Here is a 23,141-nt window from a genome sequence, read left to right on the forward strand (position 1 = left end):
ACGATCTAGGCGCGTCGGCCGGGCTCCATCATATCGGCAGTCACAAGATAGCCGATGAAGCCGAGGTTATAGCCGCCAAGCGCGATGAACAATGTCATCAGCGGCGGGGGAGAGACGGATAGGACGACTGCGGCCATGAAGGCGATGCTCACCAGAGCCACGCCGAGCAGCGCGCCGATGGTCGAGCGCTGCAGGCCTGCGGCAATCCCGATGATCGTGGCGGTCGCGAATATCATCGCTCCATATCCTCTTTACCAAGAACCAGTTTGCACAGATTTACGCGCCGATGGCTAAAAAAGGCTTTGTTGACAGGGTTAACGCTTGATGAAGCTCCGCCGCGCGCCGTCTTATGGGACGCATCGGGACTCAGTCGCAGTTTAAATCTGCACATAATCCTCTGCGTCCATCGATTCCGATTGAAGGGCCATGCGCTAGGCTCCGCATTTTCCGCGACATGGGCTAGAAAGAAGCCATGAGCAGCTTTTTTGAGAATGATTCGCCTTCGAACCTGACGGAATATTCCGTCTCGGAATTGTCCGGGTCGATCAAGCGCACGGTCGAGAATGCGTTCGATCAGGTGCGCGTGCGCGGGGAAATCTCCGGCTATCGTGGCCCGCATTCCTCGGGCCATGCCTATTTCTCACTGAAGGACGACCGGTCCCGCATCGACGCGGTGATCTGGAAAGGCACGTTTTCCAAACTGAAATTCCGCCCGGAAGAGGGGATGGAAGTCATCGCGACCGGCAAGGTGACGACCTTCCCGGGTTCGTCAAAATACCAGATCGTCATCGAGAGCCTGGAACCGGCGGGCGCGGGCGCCTTGATGGCGCTCCTGGAGGAGCGTAAGCGCAAGCTCGGAGCCGAAGGCCTGTTCGATGCAGAGCGCAAGCGCAGGCTCCCCTTTATGCCGAAAGTGATCGGCGTCGTGACCTCGCCGACCGGCGCTGTCATTCGCGATATCCTGCATCGCATCTCTGATCGCTTTCCGGTGCATGTGCTGGTCTGGCCGGTAAAGGTGCAGGGAGAGGGCTCGGGCGATGAGGTGGCGAACGCCATTCGCGGCTTCAATGAATTCGCACCCGGCGGCCCGATCCCGCGCCCTGATGTACTGATCGTCGCGCGCGGCGGTGGCAGTCTGGAGGATCTCTGGAGCTTCAACGACGAGGCCGTCGTCCGTGCTGCTGCCGCGAGCGACATCCCGCTGATTTCGGCCGTAGGTCACGAGACCGATTGGACCTTGATCGACTATGCCGCCGATGTGCGGGCTCCAACGCCGACGGGTGCAGCCGAAATGGCCGTGCCGGTCAGGGCTGAACTTGAGGCACAGCTCGCAAGCCTTGCCGCCCGGCTGCAGGGCGGAGTGGGCAGGCAGATGGATCAGCGGCGGCAGGCGGTGCGCGCACTGTTGCGTGCCCTGCCTTCGCTCGATCAGATCCTGGCCCTGCCGCGCCGCCGCTTCGATGAGGCGGCCGCCGGTCTCGGCCGCGGGCTCGAGCTGAACACGCTGAACAAGCGCCGATCGTTCGAGCGCACGGCCTCACAGCTGCGCCCGGATATCCTGTCGAACCGGATCGCCGAGCGCCGCCAGCAGTTGAGCGAGCGAATGACCCGGGCGGAGCGGACCATCGAGCGCTTGCTCGACCGTTCGCGCGCCCGCATCGAACGTGCCGACGCCGTCTTCGCCACGCTGCCATCGCGCCTTGAAACGCAGACGGGCCGCGCCCGTGATCGTCTCGGCAATCTCGTACGCCACGCCGATACCGCCATCCGGCATCAGCTGACCCGCGCCCGCAGCGAACTCGTGGCGCAGGAGCGCATTCTGCAGTCGCTCTCCTACAAGAACGTCTTGAAGCGCGGATACGCCGTGGTTCGTGACGAGGATGACCGCCCTGTTTCGCTGGCAGCGGCGCTCTCCACTGGCGCGGCTATCTCGATCGAATTCGCCGACGGCCGCATCGGTGCTGTCACCGGTGATGGCGAGGTGCCGCCATCACCGGCTATTCCCCCATCAGGCGCCGCGCCTTCGAAGAAGCGCGCCACCAAGGCAGCTGAGCCCGCTGCTACGCCAAAGCAAGGGAGCCTCTTCTGATGCGCATCCTGCTGATCCTGGCCCACCCGCTTGAGGATAGCTTCGCCGCGGCTGTGGCAAAGGTCGCGCAGGAGACGCTTGTCGCCGGAGGGCATCAGGTCGATCTGCTCGATCTCTACCGCGAAGGCTTCGATCCGCGCCTGTCGCAAGCCGAGCGAGGCGGCTATTTCGACCAGCCCTACGATACCTCTGGCGTCGACGATATCGTCGCCCGGCTGCGGGCGGCCGAAGGGCTGATACTCGTCTTTCCGCAATGGTGGTTCAATTTTCCGGCCATTCTCAAGGGCTTCTTCGATCGCGCCTTCGCGCCCGGCGTGGCCTTCACCCACGATCCCGCCGGCGGGCGCATCGTGCCGCAGCTCACCAATATCCGCCTGTTCTGGGCGTTGACCACCACCGGCTCGCCCTGGTGGATCGTGCATCTCTACATGGGCAATCCCGTGCGGCGACTGCTGAAGCGCGGTATCGCCGCTTTTTGCGCCAAGCGGCTGAATTTCCGCATGCTGGCGCTGCACGACATGGATCGCGTCACCGATGCCGGACGCAAGGCGCATCTTGCCCGCATCAGGAAAGCCTTGGCAGCTCTTTAGAGCCGAGCTCAGGCAGGGGCTGAACCTGCCGCGCTTACTACTTCAATAGCGGCCATCTTGATTCCGTTTTTCGAATCTGAGAGGATTATATCGTCTGAAACAGGTTAGGTTGGTGCGGTTGGCCCAACCCCCGCTCAATGCGGGTCCTTCCATTACTTCGGTAGCGGCCCAAGACCTTCAACGTCTCGCAATCCCGCGGGCGAACGAAAGGGCTTGGTTATGCAGCAGCAGATTTCCGTCGTCACCATTGGTGTTCTAGATCTCGATCGATCCAAACACTTCTATGTGGAAGGGTTCGGATGGAGACCCGTCTTCGAGAATGAAGAGATCGTCTTCTACCAGATGAACGGCTTCGTATTCGGCACCTTCAAGCTCCTGTCGCTTGAGCAGGACATGGGCCGATCGGGCCTGAAATCACCCGGCGCCTTTTCGCTGGCGCATAATGTTGCGAGCCGAGAGGATGTCGACACCGTCATGGATCAATTGGTGCTGGCGGGCGGGAGCATGCTTCGCAAGGCCGATGCACCGCCGCATGGCGGCTTCCGCGGCTATGTGGCAGATCCCGACGATCACGCCTGGGAAATCGCCTGGAATCCCTTCTGGCCGATTGATGAAAACGGCCTGGTGACGTTCGGCATCTAAATGCAAGAAAGCGGGCTCGTCGCCCGCTTTCCCTTCTCTGCGATTGCTGCCAGTTAAGGCTTAAGCCCACTCGCCCTTGCGCATGACGGCTACGCGCGAGCCATCGGCATTGATGCCGTCGATATCCACCTTGTCGGAGCCGATCATCCAGTCGATGTGGATCAGGCTGGAATTGCCGCCCTGCGCCTTGATCTGCTCCTGGCTGAGCGACGCGCCATCGATGAAGCACTTGGAGTAGCACTGGCCGAGCGCGATGTGGCAGGAGGCGTTTTCGTCGAAGAGTGTGTTGTAGAACAGGATGCCGCTCGCCGAAATCGGCGAGGAATGCGGCACCAGCGCCACTTCGCCGAGCCGGCGGGCGCCTTCATCGGTGTCGAGCACCTTGTTCAGCACTTCCTCGCCACGTGTCGCTTTAGCTTCGATGATGCGACCGCCCTCGAAACGCACCTGGATATTGTCGATCAGCGTGCCCTGATGCGAGAGCGGCTTGGTGGAGGAGACATGGCCTTCGACGCGCAGCGCATGCGGCGTGGTGAAGACCTCTTCCGTCGGGATGTTCGGGTTGCAGGTGATGCCATTCTTGGCCGTCGAGGAGCCGCCATGCCATTCATGGCCATCGGCCAGGCCGACCGTCAGGTCGGTGCCCGGTCCCTGGAAATGCAGGGCAGCGAAGCGCTGGCCGTTCATCCATGCGGAACGCTTGTGCAGATTGGCATTGTGCTCGGCCCACGCCGCGATCGGATCTTCGACATCGACGCGCGAGGCCGAGAAGATCGCCTTGGCAAGTTTGGCAACAGCGATCGCTTCCGGATCGTTCGGGAAGACCAGCTTCGCCCAGGAGGGGTTCGGATAGGAGACGATGTTCCAGTTGGTATCGAAATTCGAGATCTTTTCGAGAGCCGGCTTGTAGGCAGCCGAATTGGCGCGGTTGGCGCGCGCCACCTTGTTCGGGTCCTGATTGGACAGCAGCATCGGATTGTCGCCGGAAATCGCGAGGCGCGCCGTATTGCTGGAGAAGGCCTTGGCCATGCCCTCGTAGAGCCAGTTTGCTGCGCGGTCGAAGCTCGCGTCGTGGCCGTATTCGTAGCGGGCGAGCGTCGTCTCTTCGTCCGAGTAGAAGGTGGAAACAAGGCCGGCGCCGGCCTTGTAGGCTTCGCGCGTGATCAGCCGCACCAGCGGCATCGCCGCGACCGGCGCCGTCATGAGCAGATCCTGGCCGGCCTGCAGCTGCAACCCGACCTTTACGGCCACTTCCGCAAGCTTTTCCAGCTTGGCGTGATCGACGGGATGATGGTTGGGGGAGGCGGATGTCATGGCAAAACCTGCTTGGCTGATATCGAAAGATGGACTGAAGACTTAGACCGGTTTGCGGCGAAATTGAAGGCGGTTTGTCCGATGTTGCAGATAGTCAGGCAATCAGCGGCGCGGCCTTGGCCTTGAGAGCGGTCAAGGCGTCCTGTGGGCTGAGCCTCACCTGCAGGCCGCGCTGGCCGCCGTTGATATAGACATAGGCTTCGGTCATCGCTTGCGCCTCGATCGCTGTGGGAACGAGCTTCTTCTGGCCGAAGGGACTGATGCCGCCGACATGGTACCCCGTCAGGCGCTCTGCATCGGCTGGCTTCATCATGGCAGCCGATTTGCCGCCGAAGGCTGCGGCGAGCTTTTTCATGCTGACCTCGTGATCGGAGGGTACGACGACGCAAACCGGCTTGCCATCCACCTCCGCCATCAAGGTCTTCAGTACCCGATGCGGCTCCTCGCCGAGGGCCTCCGCCGCCTGCAGGCCGACGCGCTCCGCATTCGGATCGTAGTCATAGGCATGCACGGTGAAGGCGACTTTCGTCTGGCTCAGCACTTGCGTGGCGCGGGTGGTTTTTGACATGACTTGTCTCTAGGCTGTCTTGCCGAATGCAGCCGCATAGATATCGGGCTTGAATCCGATGAGCAATTTACCATCCGCTTCCAGCACCGGGCGCTTGATCATCGAAGGCTGCGACAGCATCAGCGCAATGGCTTTGCCCTTCGAAAGGTCGGTGCGATCCGCTTCCGGCAGGGCCTTGAAGGTGGTGCCGGCGCGGTTGAGCACGACTTCCCAGCCTGCTTCCTTGGTCCAGAGCTCCAGATGATCCCGATCGATGCCAACGGCCTTGTAATCGTGGAAATCATAGGCGATGCCGTGGCCCTCGAGCCAGGTTCGGGCCTTCTTCATCGTGTCGCAGTTCTTAATGCCGTAAATGGTGATCGTCATGGCGAATCCGTCTCTTGCTGTCTGATAGCGCATAGCATGCGAATAAAGCCGGGTAAAAGGCGGCCGGACGGCGAAGCGGTTCTCTCATCCGTTGCAGTTGCCGCCAATAATCCTGTAAATATGCAGCGTGCATATTTATGGCGCGAGTGAGCATGGCGACGGACAAGGAAACACTACGGCTGGAGAACCTCTTTGGCGCCATGAGCCTTGCTCTGGTGGACAAGATGGAGAAGGCCTTTGCCGATGAGACCGGCTTCGGTCCGAGCGCCATCGCCGCCGTCATCCAGATCGGCTCCGAGCCGGGTCTGACGATCGAGACGTTGCGCAGAATGATCGCACTCTCCCATTCGGCCACCGTGCGCCTCGTCGACCAGCTGGTGGCATCCGATCTCGTGTTGCGCGCCGGCGTCGTCGAGGGGGACAAGCGCGCCCGCTCGCTGCAACTGACGGAGGCCGGGCAGGTGTTGTTTAACAAAAGCCTGGCCGCTCGCCGTGCCGTCATCGAGCGGGCTTTCAAAGGGCTGAAACCTGAAGAGACCGAGCAGCTCGGACGTCTGGTGGAGAAATTGCTGCCGGCTTTGGTCGATATCGGCGACGATCAGGATGTGGTCTGCCGCGTTTGCGATCAGGGAGTCTGCGATCAGGATCGCTGCCCCATTGCTTTCATGTCCTAGCCCCAGGATGCTGTCCTTGACATCGCCCTTAGATATATGCACTATGCATGCATATATCTAAGGGCACGTAACCTGCTTCCTTTGATGCTCTGAACATCGCCTGCATCAATTAGATCTGAGGCATGATCGTGATGGGAAATCGCTCAATTCTTGCCTGGCTAAGGGGCAGACGGCGCGCGGCACTTGCCGGTGCGCCGGATCATATCCGTCGCCTCGGCACTCTTCTCCGGGAGGCGGCGGCGATCGCCTTCACCCTGCGCTGCAGGATGATCGATCGCCGTTAGATCGGTTCAGCTTTTCGCTGGAGCGCTGAACCGATCCAGCTCTTTGTTTTCACGCAATTCCGGACGGAAAACCGCTGCGCACTTTTCCTGGAATTGCTCCAAAGGCAAGTTAGTTTTCCAGCGTGCCCGGTTTGCGGACGACGGAACTTGGCTTGTCGGAACCGATCTTCATCAGATCGCCGCGCCGGCGCACCAGTCGGTCCGAGACGCGGGTGACGATGAGGCCGTCTTGCGGCGCGCGAACCTCGATGGTCCCATCCGGCATGCCGGGTGCGGTGATAATCGTCGCCAGCCGCTCCCCTTCCACGACACGTTCGCCGATATTGCGATGGAAAAGCACCGTGCCGGCCTGGGGAGCGCGGATCATCTCGACATTGTCGAGTGGCACCGCCGGCCCGGCGAAGGCGGCGAGATGAACGCCGTCGTCACGTACTCCGCCGCGCACAGCCAGGAAGCGCCAGAGCCCTTCCGCATCTTGCTTGGCCATTTCGGGATAGACATCGCGGGTGCCCCGCAATTCGACCGTCACGGATAGCTTGCCCGGCAGTCTTGCCTTCTTTTCGCCCGGCACTTCGTATTTCCAGGCGAAGCTGACCGCCTCCTCGAAAGCCGAGCTTTCGCCGTCAGAAAGCAGCACGGCATCCATCTTCAGGGCAGCAGCAAGATCCGAGGCCTCGGGCCAGAATGCCTCGTCGATATAGGCATATTGCAGGGATTCATCGTCGCAATGGAGATCGATCACCAGATCTGCGCCGAGCGCCATATGGATCAGCTGACGCTTCAGCCGGTCGACGGCGGGATAGCGTTCGAGGTTCTCGATCAGGAGATCCCGGTCGCGTAGCGAGATCAATGGGAAGTCGCGATTGAAGTTGGTGCGTGATCCCAGGTCGAAGCGACCCTGCATCTCGCCGAAGTGCGATTGCGCAGCACCGATCGGATTGGCATGCGGCACCACGATGATATCGCTAAGGATGGCGCTCTCCGCTTCCGCCTGTCGCAGTCGCTCGCAGAGGAAATGAACCAGCGCAGTTCCTGGCAGTTCGCCGGCATGCAGAGCGGCCTGGATATAGATCTTCGGTGCATCGGCTTTTTTCCCGGCGAAGCGCAGAATCGGCAGGCGCCATGCAATGCCCGCAGTATCGCCCTCGATGACGATTTCGGTGATATCCATGTAAGGGCCTCCTCCTGATTATGATCGGAGAGCCATATCAAGCCATCGCAGTCTTCGGCAACCGTTGCGGCTGTGTCGCCGCATGAGGCCGTTGGTCAGGAGCCGCGATGTCTGCGCAAGCCGAGACTGAGCAAGAGGCTGAGTAGCACTGCGCCGACCCCGAGTGAGAAAGGGGCGGCATAGCCGAGATGATCGGCGGCGATGCCGGCAATCGGGCCCGTTGCGCCGAGCGAGACATCGAGAAAGATCGAATAGAGCCCAAGTGCGACGCCGCGGTTCTGCGGCGGGATGCGTTCCATGGCCTCGTTGCCGAGCGCCGGGAAGACAGGCGCGAAACCGGCGCCGGCAAGGGCTGCGCCGATGATAGCGATCGTCGGCGAGGGCGCAAGCGCGAGTGCGGCGAGGCCGATCACCTCGACGACGAGTGAAATGCGTACCAGCGGCAGGCCGCCGAACCGGGCAACGGCCTGCGCAAGGCCGAGACGAACGCCCATGAAGGCAAGACCGAAGGCGCTGAGCGCGAAGGAGGCGCCCACCCAGCCGCGGCTATGGAAGAAAAGGGCGACAAAGGCCATGACCACGCCGAAACCACTGGAGGCGAGAGCGAGTGCGACGCCGAAAGGCGCGACACGGCTTAGCACCTGGCCGGTGCCGATACCCTTTTCCTTCACGCCCGGCACGGGCGGCCGGCTTTGCGCCAGCATCAGCCCGGCGATGGCGAGGAGTACCGTGACTACGCCTATGGAAAGGAAGCCATATTGCCCCTGCAGCCAGGCACCGAAGGGAGCGGCGAGCGCGATGCCGCCGTAAGTGGCGATGCCGTTCCAGGAAATGATCCGCACAGTCTCGCGCGATCCCATCAGGCCGATCGCCCAGGTGATCGCCGCGGTGCTGACCCAGCTTTCGCCGATCCCGAGCGCCAGCCGTCCCGCAAGAAGGAGGGCAAGGCTTGCCGTCGGGACTTGGACCGTAAAGGTGGAGGCGATCGTCAGAATGCCCGAAAGTCCATAGGCAAGGAAACCGAGAAGGACAGAGCGGCGCGGCCCATACTGATCACAGAGACGACCCACATGCGCGCGGCTGATGATCGTTGCCACATATTGCGTGCTGACGGCGATGCCCGCCCAGACGACACCGAAGCCGAGGCCGCTGTCGACGTAGGTCGGCAATACCGCAAGCGGAAGGCCGATGGCGATGTAGCCGAAGAATGTCAGTGCGACGATGGAAACGAGGGCCAGGGTCGAGTTGAACCTGATGGTCTGGGAGGCTGTGTTCACGGGATATCGCCTGTGGACACCGGCAAGAGCGATGCCCAAAACTTTTTGCCACGAAGGATCGAGATTTCGTATCGGATAGAGATGGCAGCGATGGCCGAATGGCCGCGCGCCGCCATGGACAACGCGTATCAGGCAAAAGCAGGCGGGGTCAATGAATTGCTGCTTTGCAGCAAAATCCATTGACGACATGATGATTATGTGCGTGCGGCTTTGAAAATCCCGCGGTGCGAGCGGAGCCGGCGGATGGCCCCGCTCGCATGAGGTTTACATCGTCAAGACGACGCTGGCCGTCGTGCGTCCGGCTTCGAGGTCCGCATGCGCTCGAGCAGCGTCCTTGAGCTCGTACTCGGCGCCGATCGGATTGATCAGTCCGGCCTGCAGGTGCTCCATCAGGGCCGTTGTCCCCTGCCGATAGAGCTCGGGATCGTTGGCATAGGTCAGTACGCTCGGGCGCGAGAGCCCGATGGCGCGGGGTGCGGTCAATTCCTCGATTTCGATCGGTGGAATGGGACCGGCCGCCTGGCCGAGGCTGGCGACCATGCCGAAGGGACGTACGGCGGCGAGCGTCTGCGACAGCATCGTTCCACCGATCCCATCGACAGCAAGATGTACGCCGCGACGATCGGCGATGCGGCGGGTTTCCTCCACCCAGTCTTCGGATGTGTGCAGGAGAACGATGTCCGCACCGGCCTCATAGGCGAAACCGGCCTTGGCTTCGGATCCGACCGTGGCGATGACGTTGGCGCCGAGGCGCTTTGCAAGGCGCGTGACAAGCTGGCCGACGCCGCCGGCTGCCGCGTGCACCAGAACCCATTCGCCTGATTTCAGCGGATAGACCTTTTGCAGCACCATATGAGCCGTAAGCCCGCGCAGCATCGTGCTGCCGGCCACCCGCTCGCTGACGCCATCGGGCAATTTCACCAGCCGTGCCGCCGATAGCGTGCGCACCTCCGCATAGCTGCCGAGCGGATGGCCAACATAGGCAACACGGTCGCCGACCTTCAGCTCGCCGACACCGGGGCCGAGAGCCTCGATGACGCCGGCACCCTCGAAGCCAAGCACGCTCTGGCCCGGCGGCAGCGGGTAGAGGCCGGAACGAATATATATGTCGACGAAATTGACGCCCGAGATGCTTTGGCGGATCCGGGCTTGGCCGGGGCCTGGTTCGGTGGCGGGGACATCGACGGCTTTCATAGCCTCGGGTCCGCCTGGGCCGGTAGTGGTAATCGCTAGGGGCATGCTGAAGTCTCCTTTCGGGAGATCTTTGACCATAAACCCCGACTTGAATAAATTCGGTATGAACTCACCATATCTGTGCAATAATGCACCGATGATCGACTGGCAGGACCTCCTTCATTTCGCCGCCCTGGCACGAACGGGTTCGCTCTCGGCAGCAGCTCGGGAGCTTGGCGTCGACCACGCAACGGTCGGACGCCGCATTGCCTCATTGGAACGGTCCCTGGATTTGCGGCTGATCGACCGGCGGCCGCGCACCTCGCCGCTGACGGTCGATGGCCGCGCCATCGCCGAACTGGTGGCCGGCATGGAAGAAAACGTCGAGGCGATCAGACGCTATTCGAAAAGTGCCGTCGCCGGGCTTTCTGCCGCGGTCAAAATCAGCGCGCCGCCATCGATCGCTGCCCATCTTCTCGCTCCGAAGGCGACCCTCTTCCGCGCGGAGCACCCGGATATCACCCTGACCATTGCAGGCGTCACTCGCCGTGCTGCGCTTAATTACGGTGAGGCCGATATCGCCGTGCGTATGACGCGGCCGGAGGAGAGCGATCTATTGGTGCGCCGTATCGGCGTCATGCGCTTCGGCCTTTATGCCATCCCGACTGTGGCGCAGATGCCCGAGAAGGATTGGGCCTTCATCGGCTATGATGCGGCGATGGAGCATCTGACGCAGCAGACCTGGCTGCGCAGCCTGTTGGAGGGACGGCCGATCGTGTTCCGCGCCACCGATGTCTTCGGTCAGCTCGAGGCCGCACGCGCCGGTCTTGGCGTCGTGGCGCTTCCGGCCTTTCTGGGCGATGGCGAGGCGGGGCTGTCACGCCTGCCGGTGGCGATCCCGTCCCCCACGCGCGACCTTTGGCTCGTGACCTATCCGGATCTGCGCCGCTCGCCGGCCATCCGCGCAGTGATGGATTTCGTTACCGAGATCATCGGCCGAAGCTGCCCCTTGCGCGACGGTGCGGATACCGCCTCTTAAGGCGCGGTTTTCAGGGCTTATTTTCTTGTTGCAGCTTGGTGGCGAATCTCTATCCATAGATGGATGAGCCTCCTTATGGTCGGTGATCGATGACGAAGCTGAGCAGTTGGTTCGTGGTGGACAAGGCAGATCTGGTCGCGGGCATATCGGTTGCCGGCCTGATGCTGCCGGAAGCGGTCGCTTACGCCGGCATTGCCGGGCTGCCGCCGCATCGGGCCATCCTTGCCGGCATTGCCGGATGTCTCGTCTATGCCATATTCGGCCGCAGCCGCTTCGCCATCATCTCACCGACTTCGTCGTCTGCAGCCATTCTCGCCGCAACGCTGGCAGTGGTGCCGGGCGATGCCACAATCAAGGCCGGGCTGGCGACGGTCGCGGTGGCGCTCGCCGGCATTCTTTTCGTTGTCGCCGGCGTGCTGCGCCTCGGCGGCATCACCGGCTTCATCTCGCGGCCCGTGCTCCGCGGCTTCGCGCTGGGGCTGGCGATTACCATCATCCTGCATCAGCTGCCGATCCTGGTGGGCGTGCCGGTGCAAGGCTCGAATATCTTGACCTACGCGGCCGCATTGTTCGGCGCGGTTCTGCAATGGAACCCGATCAGCGTCGCCGTCGGCATCGTGGCATTGGCGGCGTTGCTGCTGCTCAAGCGCGTGCCGAGTCTTCCCGGTGCCTTCCTCGTGCTGGTTGCCGGCATCCTCGCATCTTACCTGTTCGGCCTCGAGGCTCATGGCGTCAAGTTGGTCGGCAGCATAAAAATCCTGCCGCAATGGCCGTCGCTGCCGGATGCCGACTGGACGGCCTATTCGCGGCTGGTGCAGTTTACCGTGCCTCTGGTGCTCATCCTCTTTGCCGAATCCTGGGGCACGATGCGGGCCTTGGCGTTGCGCTATGGCGAGACGCTGAAGGTCAATCGCGAGCTCGGCGCGCTCGGGGCTGCCAATATTGCCAGCGCCCTTGTCCAGGGCATGCCGGTCGGCGCGGGCTTTTCCGCCGGCTTCGCCAGCGAGGCGGCCGGCGCGAAGACGCGGGCAACCACCGTGTTCGCCGCCATCGGCCTTGCGATCCTGATTGCCTGTGCCGGGCCACTGGTGGCACTTCTGCCGGAGCCGGTGCTGGCAGCCGTTGTCATCGCAGCCCTTACCCATGCGCTCGATCCCAGCCCGATCCTGCGCCTGCGCCGCCTGCATCGCGATTTCTACGTGGCGCTGGGTGCTGCTGTCGGCGTGCTGGCGCTCGGCGTGCTCAACGGCATGCTGCTGGCGATCGCCCTCTCGCTCGCCGCCATGATGCATCGTTTGGCATCGCCCTATGTCGCCCGCCTTGGGCGGCTTGGCGACAGCCACAATTTCGTTGATGTCAGCCGCCATGGCGATGCGTCCGAGATGCCGGGCATTGCCATCTGGCGCCCCGGCGAAACCCTGTTTTTCGGCAATGCCGACACGATCTTCAGTGAGATAATGTCGGGCAGCCGAAGCGAAGCCGGATTGCGGGCCATCATTCTCAGCCTGGAAGAGAGCTCCGATATCGACAGCACCGCCATGGACGCCTTGATGGAATTCGACAGGGCCATGCAACGCACCGGTCTGCGCGTCCAGTTCGCCCGCGTGCATGACCGCGTCCGCGATCTCATGGCCCTCGCCGGCGTTGCCGACACCACCAGCCGCTGCAGCTTCAGCGTCGATGACGCTGTGGCGGCGGTGATGGCGGACGGCAACCAGCCGAAGGCTTGAGCGAGGCGTTCAGTCGCGAAGCGTCCAATAGCAAAGGTGATCGTGCGTTGCTTTGCCGTACAAACTATTGATCAGCACGAAATCTCTTGCGGTCCACGAAACGGGTTCTTCAAGCAAGATATCTGGAATGAGGTGCCCTTGATAAAGCAGGGTCATGTGCGGCTCGACCTGCTTTTCACGGCCTCTCTTGAAGCCTGTAAGCTCGATGGCTTCATCCAGTTCGCGATGGAGCGCTTTCAGCTCCGTGTTTCCATCTTTATTCCATAAGACAAGGGGCCGGTTGTCAGTATTGCCAAAGCTCACAGCCCGATCGAACGAGACCTGAAACGACTGTCGTCTAATCATCGAAGCGGCCTCCATTGCCGCAAATGCTACGTCTTCGGGCAAGTCGCGGGCCGGATCGATCTTCATTTGATAGAGCGTGATATGGAATAGATCCTTACGCCGCGGCCTTGTTGAAAAGCCGTATTGGCGGTGAAAGATCCCAGCAAGCTCCAAACTCCGCGCGGCAATCTGCGGATCGGGCAGGATCGCAAAATAGAGTCCGTTAACGGGTTGCTTATCCCGGAGCGGCGGTGTTCGGCTGCGCGATCCGCCTCCGAGATTGAGCGAGAGTTGCCCATTGTTCTTCATGGGATAGCTCAAAGCTGTGCCGCCTTGCCTCCTCCTGTTTTTCGACCGCAAGATGATAGGATGAAGCAATTGCTAAATCAAGAACAAAACAAGAACATTTGAAGTCGATGGGGCTCTTCGCCCCGTGAATCTCATTTAGAAAAGCGATCGAATAAAATACCTGCTTGGCCTGTTCATTCCAGGTTCGGGCTTTCGAGCCCACTCTCACCAACAAGGAATGACAGCCATGTTCATCAGATCTGTCTTTGCGGTGCTCTTTCTCGCTCTTATCGGCTTTGCTCTTGCGTCTTGCACCACCTCCGGCGAGCGCAATTCCGGCGGTGGCATGACGCAGAATGCCCCTCCGACCGGCGGTGGATATTGATATCCGTGTTTGCGGTTGTCTCAGCATCGCTCCGGTGTCGTCAAAACGGTGGCAATTCTCGATCTTCGCAAGAAACGGGTTGAATTCGACGCTCTCGAGGACGATTTTCATGACAAGTGGAAACACGGGAGCGTTCGTCATGAATGAGACAAGGCAGAATTACCTGATCTTCGAAACCGCCGGCGGCTTCTGCGGCATCGCGTGGAGCGATATCGGTGTCATTCGCTTTCAATTGCCGACGAAGGATGCAGCAGCGACCGAGCGTCTGCTTCTGCGTCGCCTGTCGAACGCACAAGCCGGCACGCCGACGCCGGACGTCGCTGACGTCGTCTCCAAGGTGAAGCGTTATTTCGCAGGCGAGGAAATCGACTTCTCGGGCGTCACGCTCGATCTCGATGAACAGGATGCGTTCTTCAAGCAGATCTACGATGCCGCCCGGCAGGTCGGCTGGGGCCGCACCACCACCTATGGAACCCTGGCCAAGCAGCTTGGCGCGGGGCCGGAAGCCGCCCGCGATGTCGGGCAGGCCATGGCGAAGAACCCGGTGGCACTGATCATCCCCTGCCATCGCGTTCTGGCAGCAGGCGGCAAGATCGGCGGCTTTTCCGCACCCGGTGGTTCCAATGCCAAAGCGCATATGCTCGAGCTGGAGGGCGTCCAGTTGGCCCTACCGAAGCCCGTCCAGCAGTCGCTGGCGTTCTAGGCGATCGAGCCGGGCGAGGGGTTTCGTCCGCTCGCTCTATTTTTCCGTTGCCCGGCACGCGCGCGAAAACAACAGCGTATCCTTGTCGTTCAAGCGGATCGGCTTCGGATCGCGATAGCCCGCCTTTTCGGCGACACGGATCGATGCCGGATTATCGGGCGAGATCAGGCAGACGCTCCGGTCATATCGCGGCTGTTCGTCGAGCCAGGCGGTGGCCGCGGCCAGAGCTTCCGTAGCAAAACCCTTGCCGTGCGCCCAAGCCGCCAATGCCCATCCGGCCTCCGGAATGCCCTTGATCGGTGGCTCCATGACACGATGAAAATCGGCAAAGCCGAGATCGCCGGCATAGCGACCGGAAGACTTCTCGCGGACTGCCCAGTAGCCGTGCCCGAGAAGCGGCCAAAGCCCACGATAGGACAGCATCCGCATCCATGACTCCCTGGAGGTAGAGACGACATTGCCGAAAATATGCTTCACGACCAGGGGGTCGCTCCACATGCCGGCGAGCGGTTCGAAGTCATCGACCGTGTGCCCCGTCAGGATAAGCCGTTCGGTTTCCAGTCGCGGCGGCGAGAGCGTCGGTTCCATGAAGGTCACTTTTTGGGTCTGGCGCCGGGAAATCTGCTGCAGGCGTCCATCTAGACTTCGCGCCCTTTCGGTTATTTTTATTCATACACGAAATCCCGCAAGGTGAAGCGGCTGGATCGCGATCCTGACGCCGCGTCATGCCGCTTGTTCCAATGCTCTCTTCCGCCATAGAATTCTGAAGGCGAGACCATGGTTGACGAGCAGCAATGGCACGTAAAGCGCAGGTATATAAATGCCGGCGCCAAGGAGGCCGGGATTTCCGATCCTCGTTATGCCCATGTAATAGGCGTTCAGAAGATCCATGGTTCCCCAGATATTGAATATCCAGACAATCGGAACCGCGATCGGCCACCGCCAAGAAAGTGCGGCCATTGAAGCAAGCGCGAGGACGGCTGCGATGAGATCACCCCATCCGACCTGATAGGCGAAATCTGAAATCAACTCCGAAGATACGAATCCGGATACCAGAAAGTTCATCCCCAGGAACCTGAACGCGTGGAAAGCCGCGAGAAGTCTCAGCGCCTCATAACGCGGCATTTCACGAACCGCTGGCCAGACATAGACGTAAGCCACCACCGAACTTGTCAAGAAGGCGCCGGCAACGCTGAGAACGAATGGAAGACTGAAGTCCGGTGGCATGCTCGGATTCCTTTATGTTGTAGATATGTTTCGATATCTGAAGATGCTCAGGGATTGGCCATGAGCAAGCGGAGCGGCAAAAGCGGGCCGATTGTGATGTATTCGTGGTCCATGAGATTTTGCCTGGCTAAGGGCAGATCTTCCATGATTGCCTGCGCCTCGGCGACATCCCTGGAATCCAGCAGGAAGATGGCTCCGCGCCCGTCGCCTCGCGAATACCATTCTCGAATCTTCCCGCTGAGATAGAGCAGTACCGTCTGCTGGATTTCAGCGGGCATGACGGTCATGACTTGTTCGCGTGTGACGCCCGCCTTCACGGTAAGGATGATCATTACCCCGGTGGTTGCGGGCGAGACGGCCTGTGCCTGGGCAGGGGTTGGATGGCTCATGGAAGCAGCTCCTGTGAGAGTGGGCCAGGAAGAGGCTACAGATCGTCTTCACGGTCTCGTTTCGGCGACGTCCTGATTGACAACTCAAATATATGGCCGCTTCCCGCGATGGACTATTCGCTATAATGTTGTCGAGCTATGAAGCGGAACTTCACAATCAGGCAAGGTGCGCTGGATGGCGTGGAGGCGTTCCTGAGCGTCGCGCAGCATCGCAGCTTTCGCAAAGCGGCCGCGGAACTCGGGGTGACGCCATCGGCGATCAGCCAAGCCGTGCGCACACTTGAGGCGCGCGTCGGCTCCGCGCTTTTCATTCGCACCACACGCAGCGTCAGCCTTAGCGAAGCCGGCGAACGATTTCACGCACGCGCAAAACCCGCTTTCGAGGAGCTTGTCGCCGCAAGCGAAGTCGCGCGTGACCTTGGGCAGCGGCCCGCCGGGCTGCTGCGTCTCACGGTGCCGCCATCGGTCGTGCCGATCCTGCTCGAGCCGCTGATCGCATCCTTCTGCCAAGCCTATCCCGACGTCGAGGTGGAGATCGCCGCAAGCGCGGATTTGGTCGATATTGCCGCCGAAGGATTTGACGCCGGCATCCGGCTCGGCCAGTTCATCGAAGCCGATATGATTGCGGTGCGTTTAACGCCGTCACTGCCGCTGGCCGTGGTCGGCAGCCCCGATTATCTGCGCCGGCGACCGCGTCCGGAAGTCATCGACGATCTGCGCGGGCATGCTTGCCTGCGCCTGCGCCGCTCGAACGGGTCGATCGCGCCGTGGTCCTTCGTCAGCAGCAAAGAGGCAGTCGAAGTCGTCGTTTCGGGACCTCTCATCGCCAACGACATTCCCACGGTGCTGAGGGCGGCCGTCGAGGGAGTGGGTCTTGCGCAAGTGCCCGAGCCGATCGCTGCCGATGCGGTGAAGGCGGGGAAACTCATACCTATGCTGGAACCGTTTGCACCCATGGCGCCCGGCGTATTTCTCTACTATCCCGGCTACCGGCAAATGATGCCGAAACTGCGCGCCTTCATCGATCACGCCAAGAGCCATCTCGGACACAGCCAACAAGGCCCAAATTCACAGTGATGATGGACGTGCTTTCGGCGTGAAGATGCCCCGTTCCGGGCCGCGCCGACCGCAATGGATCGAGATCACTCGGGCTCGCATATCCCGATGCAAAATCGATCGGCTGCTATCGATCATACCACATGGCCTGTCGTACGCTGTGGTATCCCCTTTTTACTCCGCGGCACGTCCGATCACTCCCGCTCGATGGTTCTCATCGACGGCAATCTGTTGATTTTCTTGCGTAAGAATTTTCTCTACCCCAGGGACTCCCGTCAACCGAACCGTTCGTTGTCCGGGCCTTTTGATTCTAAAGGGGAATTTTCCGTTCGGGGAAAACCCTCGCTTTCGGGGACTATCGGCGTCGACCGCACGATTTCTCGTATCCATCGCCGGAATGGCTCCTACCGACGTGACGGGAAACTACCGTCAGCATCATCCGCTCATCCTGCAATATGCTTCACTTGCCGCATGACGCGAGGAACGTGCGCACTCCGGCTGCGACATGATGTCGAAGCTCCGCCGGTTTCGGAATAGCATCGTCGCCCAAGAGCATGGCACGGTTCAACGGTTCGCCCATGATTAACCAATTGAATTGCGAAGCTGCAACGCCTGGGTCATCAATCGTCAACAAACCGCGATCGGCCAGGCGTTCGAGCGTCGCAGCGAACGCCGCCATTGCCCGTTTGGGTCCGCCGTCAAAGAGAGCCTTCGCCAATTCAGGGAAGCGGTCGACCTCGCCAATGACCAGACGCCGCAGTTGCATCACGCGCGGCGTCAGCACGATGGCAAGCTGTCGGTTCGCATAGCGCCGGAGATAATCGGCAACGTCTTCGCCCTCAGCTAGATCAGGCGTTTCATTGTGGACGCCGTCGCTAGCTTGGTTGGTCACGCTACTCACGATCTCTACGAACAACGTCTCCTTGCTTGGAAAGTTCTTGTAGACGGTCTGTTTCGATACTGCTGCAAGCGCCGCGATCTCGTCCATGTTGGTGGCCAGGTAGCCTTTGTGCAGAAACACCTCTGTGGCTGCATTGAGGATGGCTTGCCGCTTCCGCGCTGACTGTTTGAGCCCTTCCGAAGCAATTGCCGAAGACGCCGTGGTCATAAGCTTGTCCTCCCATCTGTTGACTCATAGTACTGGACGGTCTAGTTTAATTCAAGTGCAGATCCAACAGGAGCATTAACCGTGTACGTCCAGTTTGCCGAGCTTCCGGTGTTCGACCAAGATCGAGCCAAGGCATTTTACACAGATACCTTCGACTGCCAGGTGGCCGCCGATCAGCCCATGGGCAAGGATGGCTGGAGGTGGATCGAACTCCGGTTCGGTGGCGCGGAAACGACGTTGCACTTCCTCAGACGCGGGGATGAGGCCCCTTCCACCGAGCCCGTCCTTGTCTTTGTGGACGACGATGTCGAAGCCACCGTCAAGAGACTCAAATCGCGAGGTGTCGAGATCGTGTCAGAGCCACAAAGGGCGCCCTGGCAACCGGGACGCACGGTTGCGGAATTTCGGGACAGTGAAGGCAACCGCATCATGATCGGCAACCGATGATGCCCACTCCTCACATGACCGCGTCTTGTTCATGTGGCAGTGTCGAACTCAAACTGTTCGGCGCGCCTATAGTCAGCAACATCTGTTACTGCGACGATTGTCAGAGGGGCTCGCGACAAATCGAGGAATTGCCCGATGCAGGCCTCGTACGTGATCCTGATGGTGGGACAGCCTATATCCTCTACCGAAAAGACCGCATCGAATGCTCGAATGGGAGCGCACTCCTAAAAAACTACAAGCTCAAGGAGAACTCGGTCACCAACAGAGTTGTCGCAACCTGCTGCAATTCGGCAATGTTCATGAGTTTCGACAAGGGCCCGTTCTGGGTTTCGGCATACAGAGCCCGGTTCCGGGGAGATCTGCCACCCTTGCAGATGCGAATCTGCACAAAGTTCAAGCCCGAAGACGTCATTCTTCCGAATGACCTACCCAGCTATCGAGGCTACCCCTTACGGTTCATGGCAAAGCTTTTGGTGTCAGGGGCCGCAATGCTATTGCGTCGATGAACTTCGGCTGCCTGCCTCAATAACGGTGAGCTGCACCCCGTTTCTGGACCACCTGGCTGGGGTCGGTTCATCACCATGATCACCTGGCGGTGCGCCTTACCGGGTTAGAGCCGCTGAAGCTCTCAGTGCCAGGCTGCTGACGAGCCAACGATGCAAGGCGACCACGGCAGGCGTGGATTCGGCGTGGGTTGGAAAAACCAGATCATAACGTCGGCCGTCGAGGGAAGGTCCGAATGGCTGCACGAGAGCGCCCGAGGCTAACTCTGCCTCGACGAGCGTCAAGCTCAACAAGCCGACGCCTTGTCCCGCAACGGTGGCTTGAATCGCTGCGCTTTCGTCGTTGAAAGCGATCCCGCTCTCGGGGTCTATTGAGCTTACCCCTGCGCGCGCAACCCACAGCCGCCATGTCGGCAACGTCCGCTTCTTCGACGCGAACCGCCAGTCAAAATGAATGAGCGATGCTCGCGCAAGGTCTTCCGGTCTCCGCAGATCCAGCTTTGGGCTGCACACCGGCGCATATTGGTCCGCCAAGAGAGGAAGCGATGTGAGCTCCGAGGAGGATTCCGCGCCGTATCGGATGGCGGCATCAGCTTCGCGAGCCTCCAAATTAACGGGCTCGTCGCTCGCGAGCAGGCGAAGATCCCAGCCTTCATTGAGATCGCGGAACGCTGAAACGTGCGGTAGAAGCAGCCGCGCTGTAAATGCTGACGTGGCGGACAGCGTCGCAATTTTACGGGCCGGACGCCGTCGCACGGCGGCTACAGCTTCCCCCATGGACCTGAAGGCTTCGGTCAACGGCCGGAAAAGATTGTCGCCATCAGCCGTCAATGTGACGGTCCTCGCCTGGCGCAAGAACAATTGCTTGCCGACATCCGCCTCCAGCAACCGAATGTGATGACTGATTGCCGTCGGAGTGACGCCAAGCTCCGCGGCGGCGCGCTTGAAACTGCTGTGGCGTGCCGCAGCTTCAAAGGCGCGAAGCGCGCTCAATGGCGGTAGTCGACCTGTCATTCATCTCACCTTTTAAGGATGAGTATAACTCATCTCTAACGTGATGTATTCGACTTTGTGAGCCATTTGAAAGGCAGGCATAGTTGGTTGTAGCCAACATGGATGATATAAACTCATGCCTTCAATCTTACACCTCGACGCGAGTGCGCGCCGCAGCCGTTCCATCAGCCGTACCCTCTCGCAAACCTTCATCGACACATGGCTTGCCGCAAGACCGGATGACCAAGTCATCCGCCGAGACTTGGCAATCGATCCTCCACCGCATGTAACCGAGGAATGGATCGCTGCGGCGTTCACTCCCACAGAACAGCGAGACATGGCCATGCGCGACAGGCTTTCATGGTCGGATGCTGCGATTGACGAGCTGTCGGCGGCGGATATCCTCGTCTTCGGGACGCCAATGTACAATTACGGCATGCCCAGCGCTCTCAAGGCATGGTTCGATCAGGTCGTGCGCGTGGGGCGGACATTTTCATTCGATCTGAGTCGCGGTGACTGGCCGTTAGAGCCCGTTCTGTCGGGCAAGAGACTTGTCGTATTGAGCGCACGCGGCGAGTTCGGCTTTGCCGCGGAGGGCTTACGAGGCGGCTGGAATCATCTGGACCCCCACATCGCGACATGCGCGCGCTATTTAGGCGTTGCCCAGGACGCGATCGAAACTGTCGCCGTTGAGTATCAGGAATTTGGCGACGAACGGCACGCCCGGTCTCGCGATCTCGCGGCGACGCAGGTGAAGGAGCTCGTAGTCTCCCTCGCTGCAGCATTCTCACAGTAGCTTGCGCACCGCTAGGTGAAAAGACAATCTGTCTGACGATGGCCGCTAACCGCAACAGACCACCTCAGGAATTCTATTGCGAATGAATGCGCACGGTCCGTGACCTTATAGGGCTTCTCCTCAGGCTTGAGCGCCTTGAGTGCCGCATCCGTGAGCACGACAACCTCCATCGAAATACCGTCACGATCTCTGCTGACCGTGGCGGTAATCGTGATTTCGGCCTTGTACAATATCCCCCCATACCGTCAGCCGATCCGCCGATCAGGAGCAGTGCCCCCGATAGACGGCGACAGATCGCGGAAGGAAAATTTATCTATTTCAGTGTGTTAGATCGTACAGAATCGTCGTTTCGGATACGGCCGGAGGGGCAAAATTATTCCCACTCGATCGTGCCGGGCGGCTTCGACGTGACGTCGTAGACCACGCGGTTGATGCCGCGGACTTCGTTGATGATGCGGGTCGCGGCGCGGCCGAGGAATTCCATGTCGTAGTGATAGAAATCCGCAGTCATGCCATCGACGGAGGTGACGGCGCGGAGTGCACAGACGAATTCGTAGGTGCGGCCGTCGCCCATGACGCCGACGGTCTGGACCGGCAGCAGCACGGCGAATGCCTGCCAGATGGCATCGTAGAGGCCGGCCTTGTGGATTTCGTCGAGATAGATGGCATCGGCTTCGCGCAGGATCTCCAGCTTCTCGCGGGTGATGCCGCCGGGGCAGCGAATGGCGAGGCCGGGGCCAGGGAAGGGATGGCGGCCGATGAAGCTGTCGGGCAGGCCGAGCTCCTTGCCGAGCGCGCGCACTTCGTCCTTGAATAGTTCGCGCAGCGGCTCCACGAGCTGCATCTTCATGCGCTCCGGCAGGCCGCCGACATTGTGGTGCGACTTGATGGTGACCGAGGGGCCGCCGGTGAAGGAAACGCTCTCGATGACGTCTGGATAGAGCGTGCCCTGGCCGAGGAAGTCGGCGCCCCCGAGCTTCTTGGCCTCTTCCTCGAAGGTCTCGATGAAGAGCCGGCCGATGATCTTGCGCTTGGTCTCAGGGTCGCTGACGCCCTCGAGCTCGCCGATAAAGCGGTCGGAAGCGTCGACATGCAGGAGATGCAGATTGTAGTGTTCGCGGAACATGGCGACGACATTGGCCGCCTCGTCCTTGCGCATCAGGCCGTGGTCGACAAGGATGCAGGTCAGCTGGTCGCCGACGGCTTCGTGGATCAGCAACGCCGCGACAGAGGAATCGACGCCGCCGGAGAGTGCGCAGATGACGCGCTTGTCGCCAACCTGATCGCGGATTGCCTGAACCGCTTTGGCGCGATAGGCCGACATCGACCAGTCACCCTTGATGCCGGCGATGTTATGGATGAAGTTGCCGATCAGCTTGGCGCCGTCGGGCGTATGCACCACTTCCGGATGGAACTGCACGCCGTAATATTTACGCTTCTCGTCGGCGATGAAGGCGTAAGGCGCGTTCGAGGAGGTGGCGACCACTTCGAAGCCCTCGGGCAGGGCGGTGACGCGGTCACCATGGCTCATCCACACCTGATGGCGCGAACCGTTCGACCAGAGGCCTTCGAAGAGGGGGCAATCCTTGTCGACTTCGAGGAAGGCGCGGCCGAATTCGCGATGGTGGCCGCTCTCGACCTTGCCGCCGAGCTGCATGCACATGGTCTGCTGGCCGTAGCAGATGCCGAAGACAGGGATACCGCTGTCGAAGATGATCTGCGGCGCCCGCGGCGAGCCTTCGTCCACGGTCGAGGCCGGGCTGCCGGACAGGATCACGGCTTTCGGCTGCAGCCGCTTGAAGCCGGCTTCGGCGGATTGGAAGGGAACGATTTCGCAGTAAACGCCCGCTTCGCGCACGCGCCGTGCGATGAGCTGCGTCACCTGGCTGCCAAAATCGACGATGAGAACGGTGTCTGGATGTGCTGTCTGGGTCATGGCGAGCCTTTAATGAAAAGCGCTTTCCCTGGCAATCGGGCAAATCACGCGAGGGCCGATTTTATTGTC

General features: G+C 60.7%; 28 protein-coding genes. 12 read left to right on the top strand and 16 right to left on the bottom strand.

Annotated elements, in window-relative coordinates; all coding sequences use genetic code 11:
• Window positions 1–5: 5 nt before the first annotated feature.
• Window positions 6–236, bottom strand: coding sequence for a homogentisate export protein (locus tag QD409_RS05200; RefSeq protein ID WP_092843367.1), 231 nt, complete (start codon window positions 234–236; stop codon window positions 6–8).
• Window positions 237–472: 236 nt separating this feature from the next.
• Here QD409_RS05200 and xseA point away from each other — a divergent pair, with 236 nt between their 5' ends.
• From xseA to QD409_RS05215, 3 genes are all read left to right on the top strand, one after another.
• Window positions 473–2,089: an exodeoxyribonuclease VII large subunit gene (gene xseA, locus QD409_RS05205; protein WP_430762034.1), complete on the top strand. Its 1,617-nt coding sequence runs from the start codon at window positions 473–475 to the stop codon at window positions 2,087–2,089.
• Window positions 2,089–2,679, top strand: a complete 591-nt coding sequence (locus QD409_RS05210) for an NAD(P)H-dependent oxidoreductase (RefSeq protein ID WP_430762035.1) — start codon at window positions 2,089–2,091, stop codon at window positions 2,677–2,679. The genes xseA and QD409_RS05210 overlap by 1 nt, the downstream gene beginning before the upstream one ends.
• Before the next feature lie 219 nt (window positions 2,680–2,898).
• On the top strand, window positions 2,899–3,321 hold the full coding sequence (locus QD409_RS05215) for a VOC family protein (protein ID WP_430762036.1): 423 nt from the start codon (window positions 2,899–2,901) through the stop codon (window positions 3,319–3,321).
• 60 nt (window positions 3,322–3,381) lie between these two features.
• Here QD409_RS05215 and QD409_RS05220 read toward each other — a convergent pair whose 3' ends face one another.
• From QD409_RS05220 to QD409_RS05230, 3 genes are all read right to left on the bottom strand, one after another.
• Window positions 3,382–4,635 carry an aminopeptidase gene (locus QD409_RS05220; RefSeq protein ID WP_430762037.1) on the bottom strand — a complete coding sequence of 418 codons (1,254 nt, stop codon included), beginning with the start codon at window positions 4,633–4,635 and terminating at the stop codon, window positions 3,382–3,384.
• Between the two features lie 94 nt (window positions 4,636–4,729).
• Window positions 4,730–5,203, bottom strand: a complete 474-nt coding sequence (gene ybaK / locus QD409_RS05225) for a Cys-tRNA(Pro) deacylase (protein ID WP_430762038.1) — start codon at window positions 5,201–5,203, stop codon at window positions 4,730–4,732.
• 9 nt (window positions 5,204–5,212) lie between these two features.
• Window positions 5,213–5,569, bottom strand: a complete 357-nt coding sequence (locus QD409_RS05230; protein ID WP_430762039.1) for an ArsC family reductase — start codon at window positions 5,567–5,569, stop codon at window positions 5,213–5,215.
• 152 nt (window positions 5,570–5,721) lie between these two features.
• Between QD409_RS05230 and QD409_RS05235 the strand changes: the two genes are divergently transcribed.
• Window positions 5,722–6,243 carry a MarR family winged helix-turn-helix transcriptional regulator gene (locus QD409_RS05235; protein WP_430762040.1) on the top strand — a complete coding sequence of 174 codons (522 nt, stop codon included), beginning with the start codon at window positions 5,722–5,724 and terminating at the stop codon, window positions 6,241–6,243.
• Window positions 6,244–6,374: 131 nt separating this feature from the next.
• On the top strand, window positions 6,375–6,527 hold the full coding sequence (locus tag QD409_RS05240; RefSeq protein WP_430762041.1) for a hypothetical protein: 153 nt from the start codon (window positions 6,375–6,377) through the stop codon (window positions 6,525–6,527).
• 109 nt (window positions 6,528–6,636) lie between these two features.
• On the opposite strand, the gene QD409_RS05245 is transcribed toward QD409_RS05240, so the two are convergent.
• Entirely contained in the window at window positions 6,637–7,698 is a 1,062-nt protein-coding gene (locus QD409_RS05245) for a M14 family zinc carboxypeptidase (RefSeq protein ID WP_430762042.1), read from the bottom strand.
• 95 nt (window positions 7,699–7,793) lie between these two features.
• Window positions 7,794–8,975 (bottom strand): MFS transporter, encoded by a 1,182-nt coding sequence (locus tag QD409_RS05250; protein ID WP_430762043.1) that lies wholly within the window; start codon window positions 8,973–8,975, stop codon window positions 7,794–7,796.
• Window positions 8,976–8,987: 12 nt separating this feature from the next.
• On the opposite strand from QD409_RS05250, the gene QD409_RS05255 reads away from it, so the two are divergent.
• The gene (locus QD409_RS05255; RefSeq protein ID WP_430762044.1) at window positions 8,988–9,158 is read left to right on the top strand and encodes a hypothetical protein; all 171 of its coding nucleotides are present in this window, start codon (window positions 8,988–8,990) and stop codon (window positions 9,156–9,158) included.
• Between the two features lie 81 nt (window positions 9,159–9,239).
• Here QD409_RS05255 and QD409_RS05260 read toward each other — a convergent pair whose 3' ends face one another.
• On the bottom strand, window positions 9,240–10,214 hold the full coding sequence (locus QD409_RS05260; RefSeq protein ID WP_430762045.1) for a quinone oxidoreductase family protein: 975 nt from the start codon (window positions 10,212–10,214) through the stop codon (window positions 9,240–9,242).
• A gap of 58 nt (window positions 10,215–10,272) precedes the next feature.
• On the opposite strand from QD409_RS05260, the gene QD409_RS05265 reads away from it, so the two are divergent.
• Window positions 10,273–11,187 (top strand): LysR family transcriptional regulator, encoded by a 915-nt coding sequence (locus QD409_RS05265; protein WP_430762046.1) that lies wholly within the window; start codon window positions 10,273–10,275, stop codon window positions 11,185–11,187.
• A gap of 89 nt (window positions 11,188–11,276) precedes the next feature.
• Window positions 11,277–12,917: a SulP family inorganic anion transporter gene (locus QD409_RS05270; RefSeq protein WP_430762047.1), complete on the top strand. Its 1,641-nt coding sequence runs from the start codon at window positions 11,277–11,279 to the stop codon at window positions 12,915–12,917.
• Between the two features lie 9 nt (window positions 12,918–12,926).
• Here the strand turns inward: QD409_RS05270 and QD409_RS05275 are convergent, their stop codons facing one another.
• Window positions 12,927–13,550: a 2'-5' RNA ligase family protein gene (locus QD409_RS05275; RefSeq protein ID WP_430762048.1), complete on the bottom strand. Its 624-nt coding sequence runs from the start codon at window positions 13,548–13,550 to the stop codon at window positions 12,927–12,929.
• Window positions 13,477–14,040, bottom strand: coding sequence for a hypothetical protein (locus tag QD409_RS05280; RefSeq protein WP_430762049.1), 564 nt, complete (start codon window positions 14,038–14,040; stop codon window positions 13,477–13,479). The genes QD409_RS05275 and QD409_RS05280 overlap by 74 nt, the downstream gene beginning before the upstream one ends.
• 13 nt (window positions 14,041–14,053) lie before the next feature.
• On the opposite strand from QD409_RS05280, the gene QD409_RS05285 reads away from it, so the two are divergent.
• Entirely contained in the window at window positions 14,054–14,617 is a 564-nt protein-coding gene (locus QD409_RS05285; protein ID WP_430762050.1) for a methylated-DNA--[protein]-cysteine S-methyltransferase, read from the top strand.
• A 36-nt stretch (window positions 14,618–14,653) separates the two neighbouring features.
• On the opposite strand, the gene QD409_RS05290 is transcribed toward QD409_RS05285, so the two are convergent.
• From QD409_RS05290 to QD409_RS05300, 3 genes are all read right to left on the bottom strand, one after another.
• The gene (locus tag QD409_RS05290) at window positions 14,654–15,205 is read right to left on the bottom strand and encodes a GNAT family N-acetyltransferase (protein WP_430762051.1); all 552 of its coding nucleotides are present in this window, start codon (window positions 15,203–15,205) and stop codon (window positions 14,654–14,656) included.
• 135 nt (window positions 15,206–15,340) lie between these two features.
• Window positions 15,341–15,844, bottom strand: coding sequence for a hypothetical protein (locus QD409_RS05295; RefSeq protein ID WP_430762052.1), 504 nt, complete (start codon window positions 15,842–15,844; stop codon window positions 15,341–15,343).
• A gap of 47 nt (window positions 15,845–15,891) precedes the next feature.
• Complete coding sequence (locus tag QD409_RS05300; protein ID WP_430762053.1) at window positions 15,892–16,233, bottom strand: hypothetical protein; 342 nt, start codon at window positions 16,231–16,233, stop codon at window positions 15,892–15,894.
• A gap of 138 nt (window positions 16,234–16,371) precedes the next feature.
• Here QD409_RS05300 and QD409_RS05305 point away from each other — a divergent pair, with 138 nt between their 5' ends.
• On the top strand, window positions 16,372–17,310 hold the full coding sequence (locus QD409_RS05305; RefSeq protein WP_430762054.1) for a LysR substrate-binding domain-containing protein: 939 nt from the start codon (window positions 16,372–16,374) through the stop codon (window positions 17,308–17,310).
• A gap of 439 nt (window positions 17,311–17,749) precedes the next feature.
• On the opposite strand, the gene QD409_RS05310 is transcribed toward QD409_RS05305, so the two are convergent.
• A complete protein-coding gene (locus QD409_RS05310; protein ID WP_430762055.1) occupies window positions 17,750–18,397 on the bottom strand; it encodes a TetR/AcrR family transcriptional regulator in 648 nt (215 codons plus the stop codon).
• Between the two features lie 81 nt (window positions 18,398–18,478).
• Here QD409_RS05310 and QD409_RS05315 point away from each other — a divergent pair, with 81 nt between their 5' ends.
• Window positions 18,479–18,844: a VOC family protein gene (locus QD409_RS05315; RefSeq protein WP_430762056.1), complete on the top strand. Its 366-nt coding sequence runs from the start codon at window positions 18,479–18,481 to the stop codon at window positions 18,842–18,844.
• A 602-nt stretch (window positions 18,845–19,446) separates the two neighbouring features.
• On the opposite strand, the gene QD409_RS05320 is transcribed toward QD409_RS05315, so the two are convergent.
• Window positions 19,447–20,361: a LysR substrate-binding domain-containing protein gene (locus tag QD409_RS05320; RefSeq protein WP_430762057.1), complete on the bottom strand. Its 915-nt coding sequence runs from the start codon at window positions 20,359–20,361 to the stop codon at window positions 19,447–19,449.
• Window positions 20,362–20,476: 115 nt separating this feature from the next.
• Between QD409_RS05320 and QD409_RS05325 the strand changes: the two genes are divergently transcribed.
• Entirely contained in the window at window positions 20,477–21,136 is a 660-nt protein-coding gene (locus tag QD409_RS05325; RefSeq protein ID WP_430762058.1) for an FMN-dependent NADH-azoreductase, read from the top strand.
• 11 nt (window positions 21,137–21,147) lie between these two features.
• Here QD409_RS05325 and QD409_RS05330 read toward each other — a convergent pair whose 3' ends face one another.
• Window positions 21,148–21,366 carry a hypothetical protein gene (locus QD409_RS05330; RefSeq protein ID WP_430762059.1) on the bottom strand — a complete coding sequence of 73 codons (219 nt, stop codon included), beginning with the start codon at window positions 21,364–21,366 and terminating at the stop codon, window positions 21,148–21,150.
• 143 nt (window positions 21,367–21,509) lie between these two features.
• On the bottom strand, window positions 21,510–23,072 hold the full coding sequence (gene guaA / locus QD409_RS05335) for a glutamine-hydrolyzing GMP synthase (protein WP_092843328.1): 1,563 nt from the start codon (window positions 23,070–23,072) through the stop codon (window positions 21,510–21,512).
• Window positions 23,073–23,141 lie beyond the last annotated feature (69 nt).

It is taken from the genome of Rhizobium sp. BR 315 (assembly GCF_050577975.1).
GTDB lineage: Bacteria > Pseudomonadota > Alphaproteobacteria > Rhizobiales > Rhizobiaceae > Rhizobium > Rhizobium miluonense.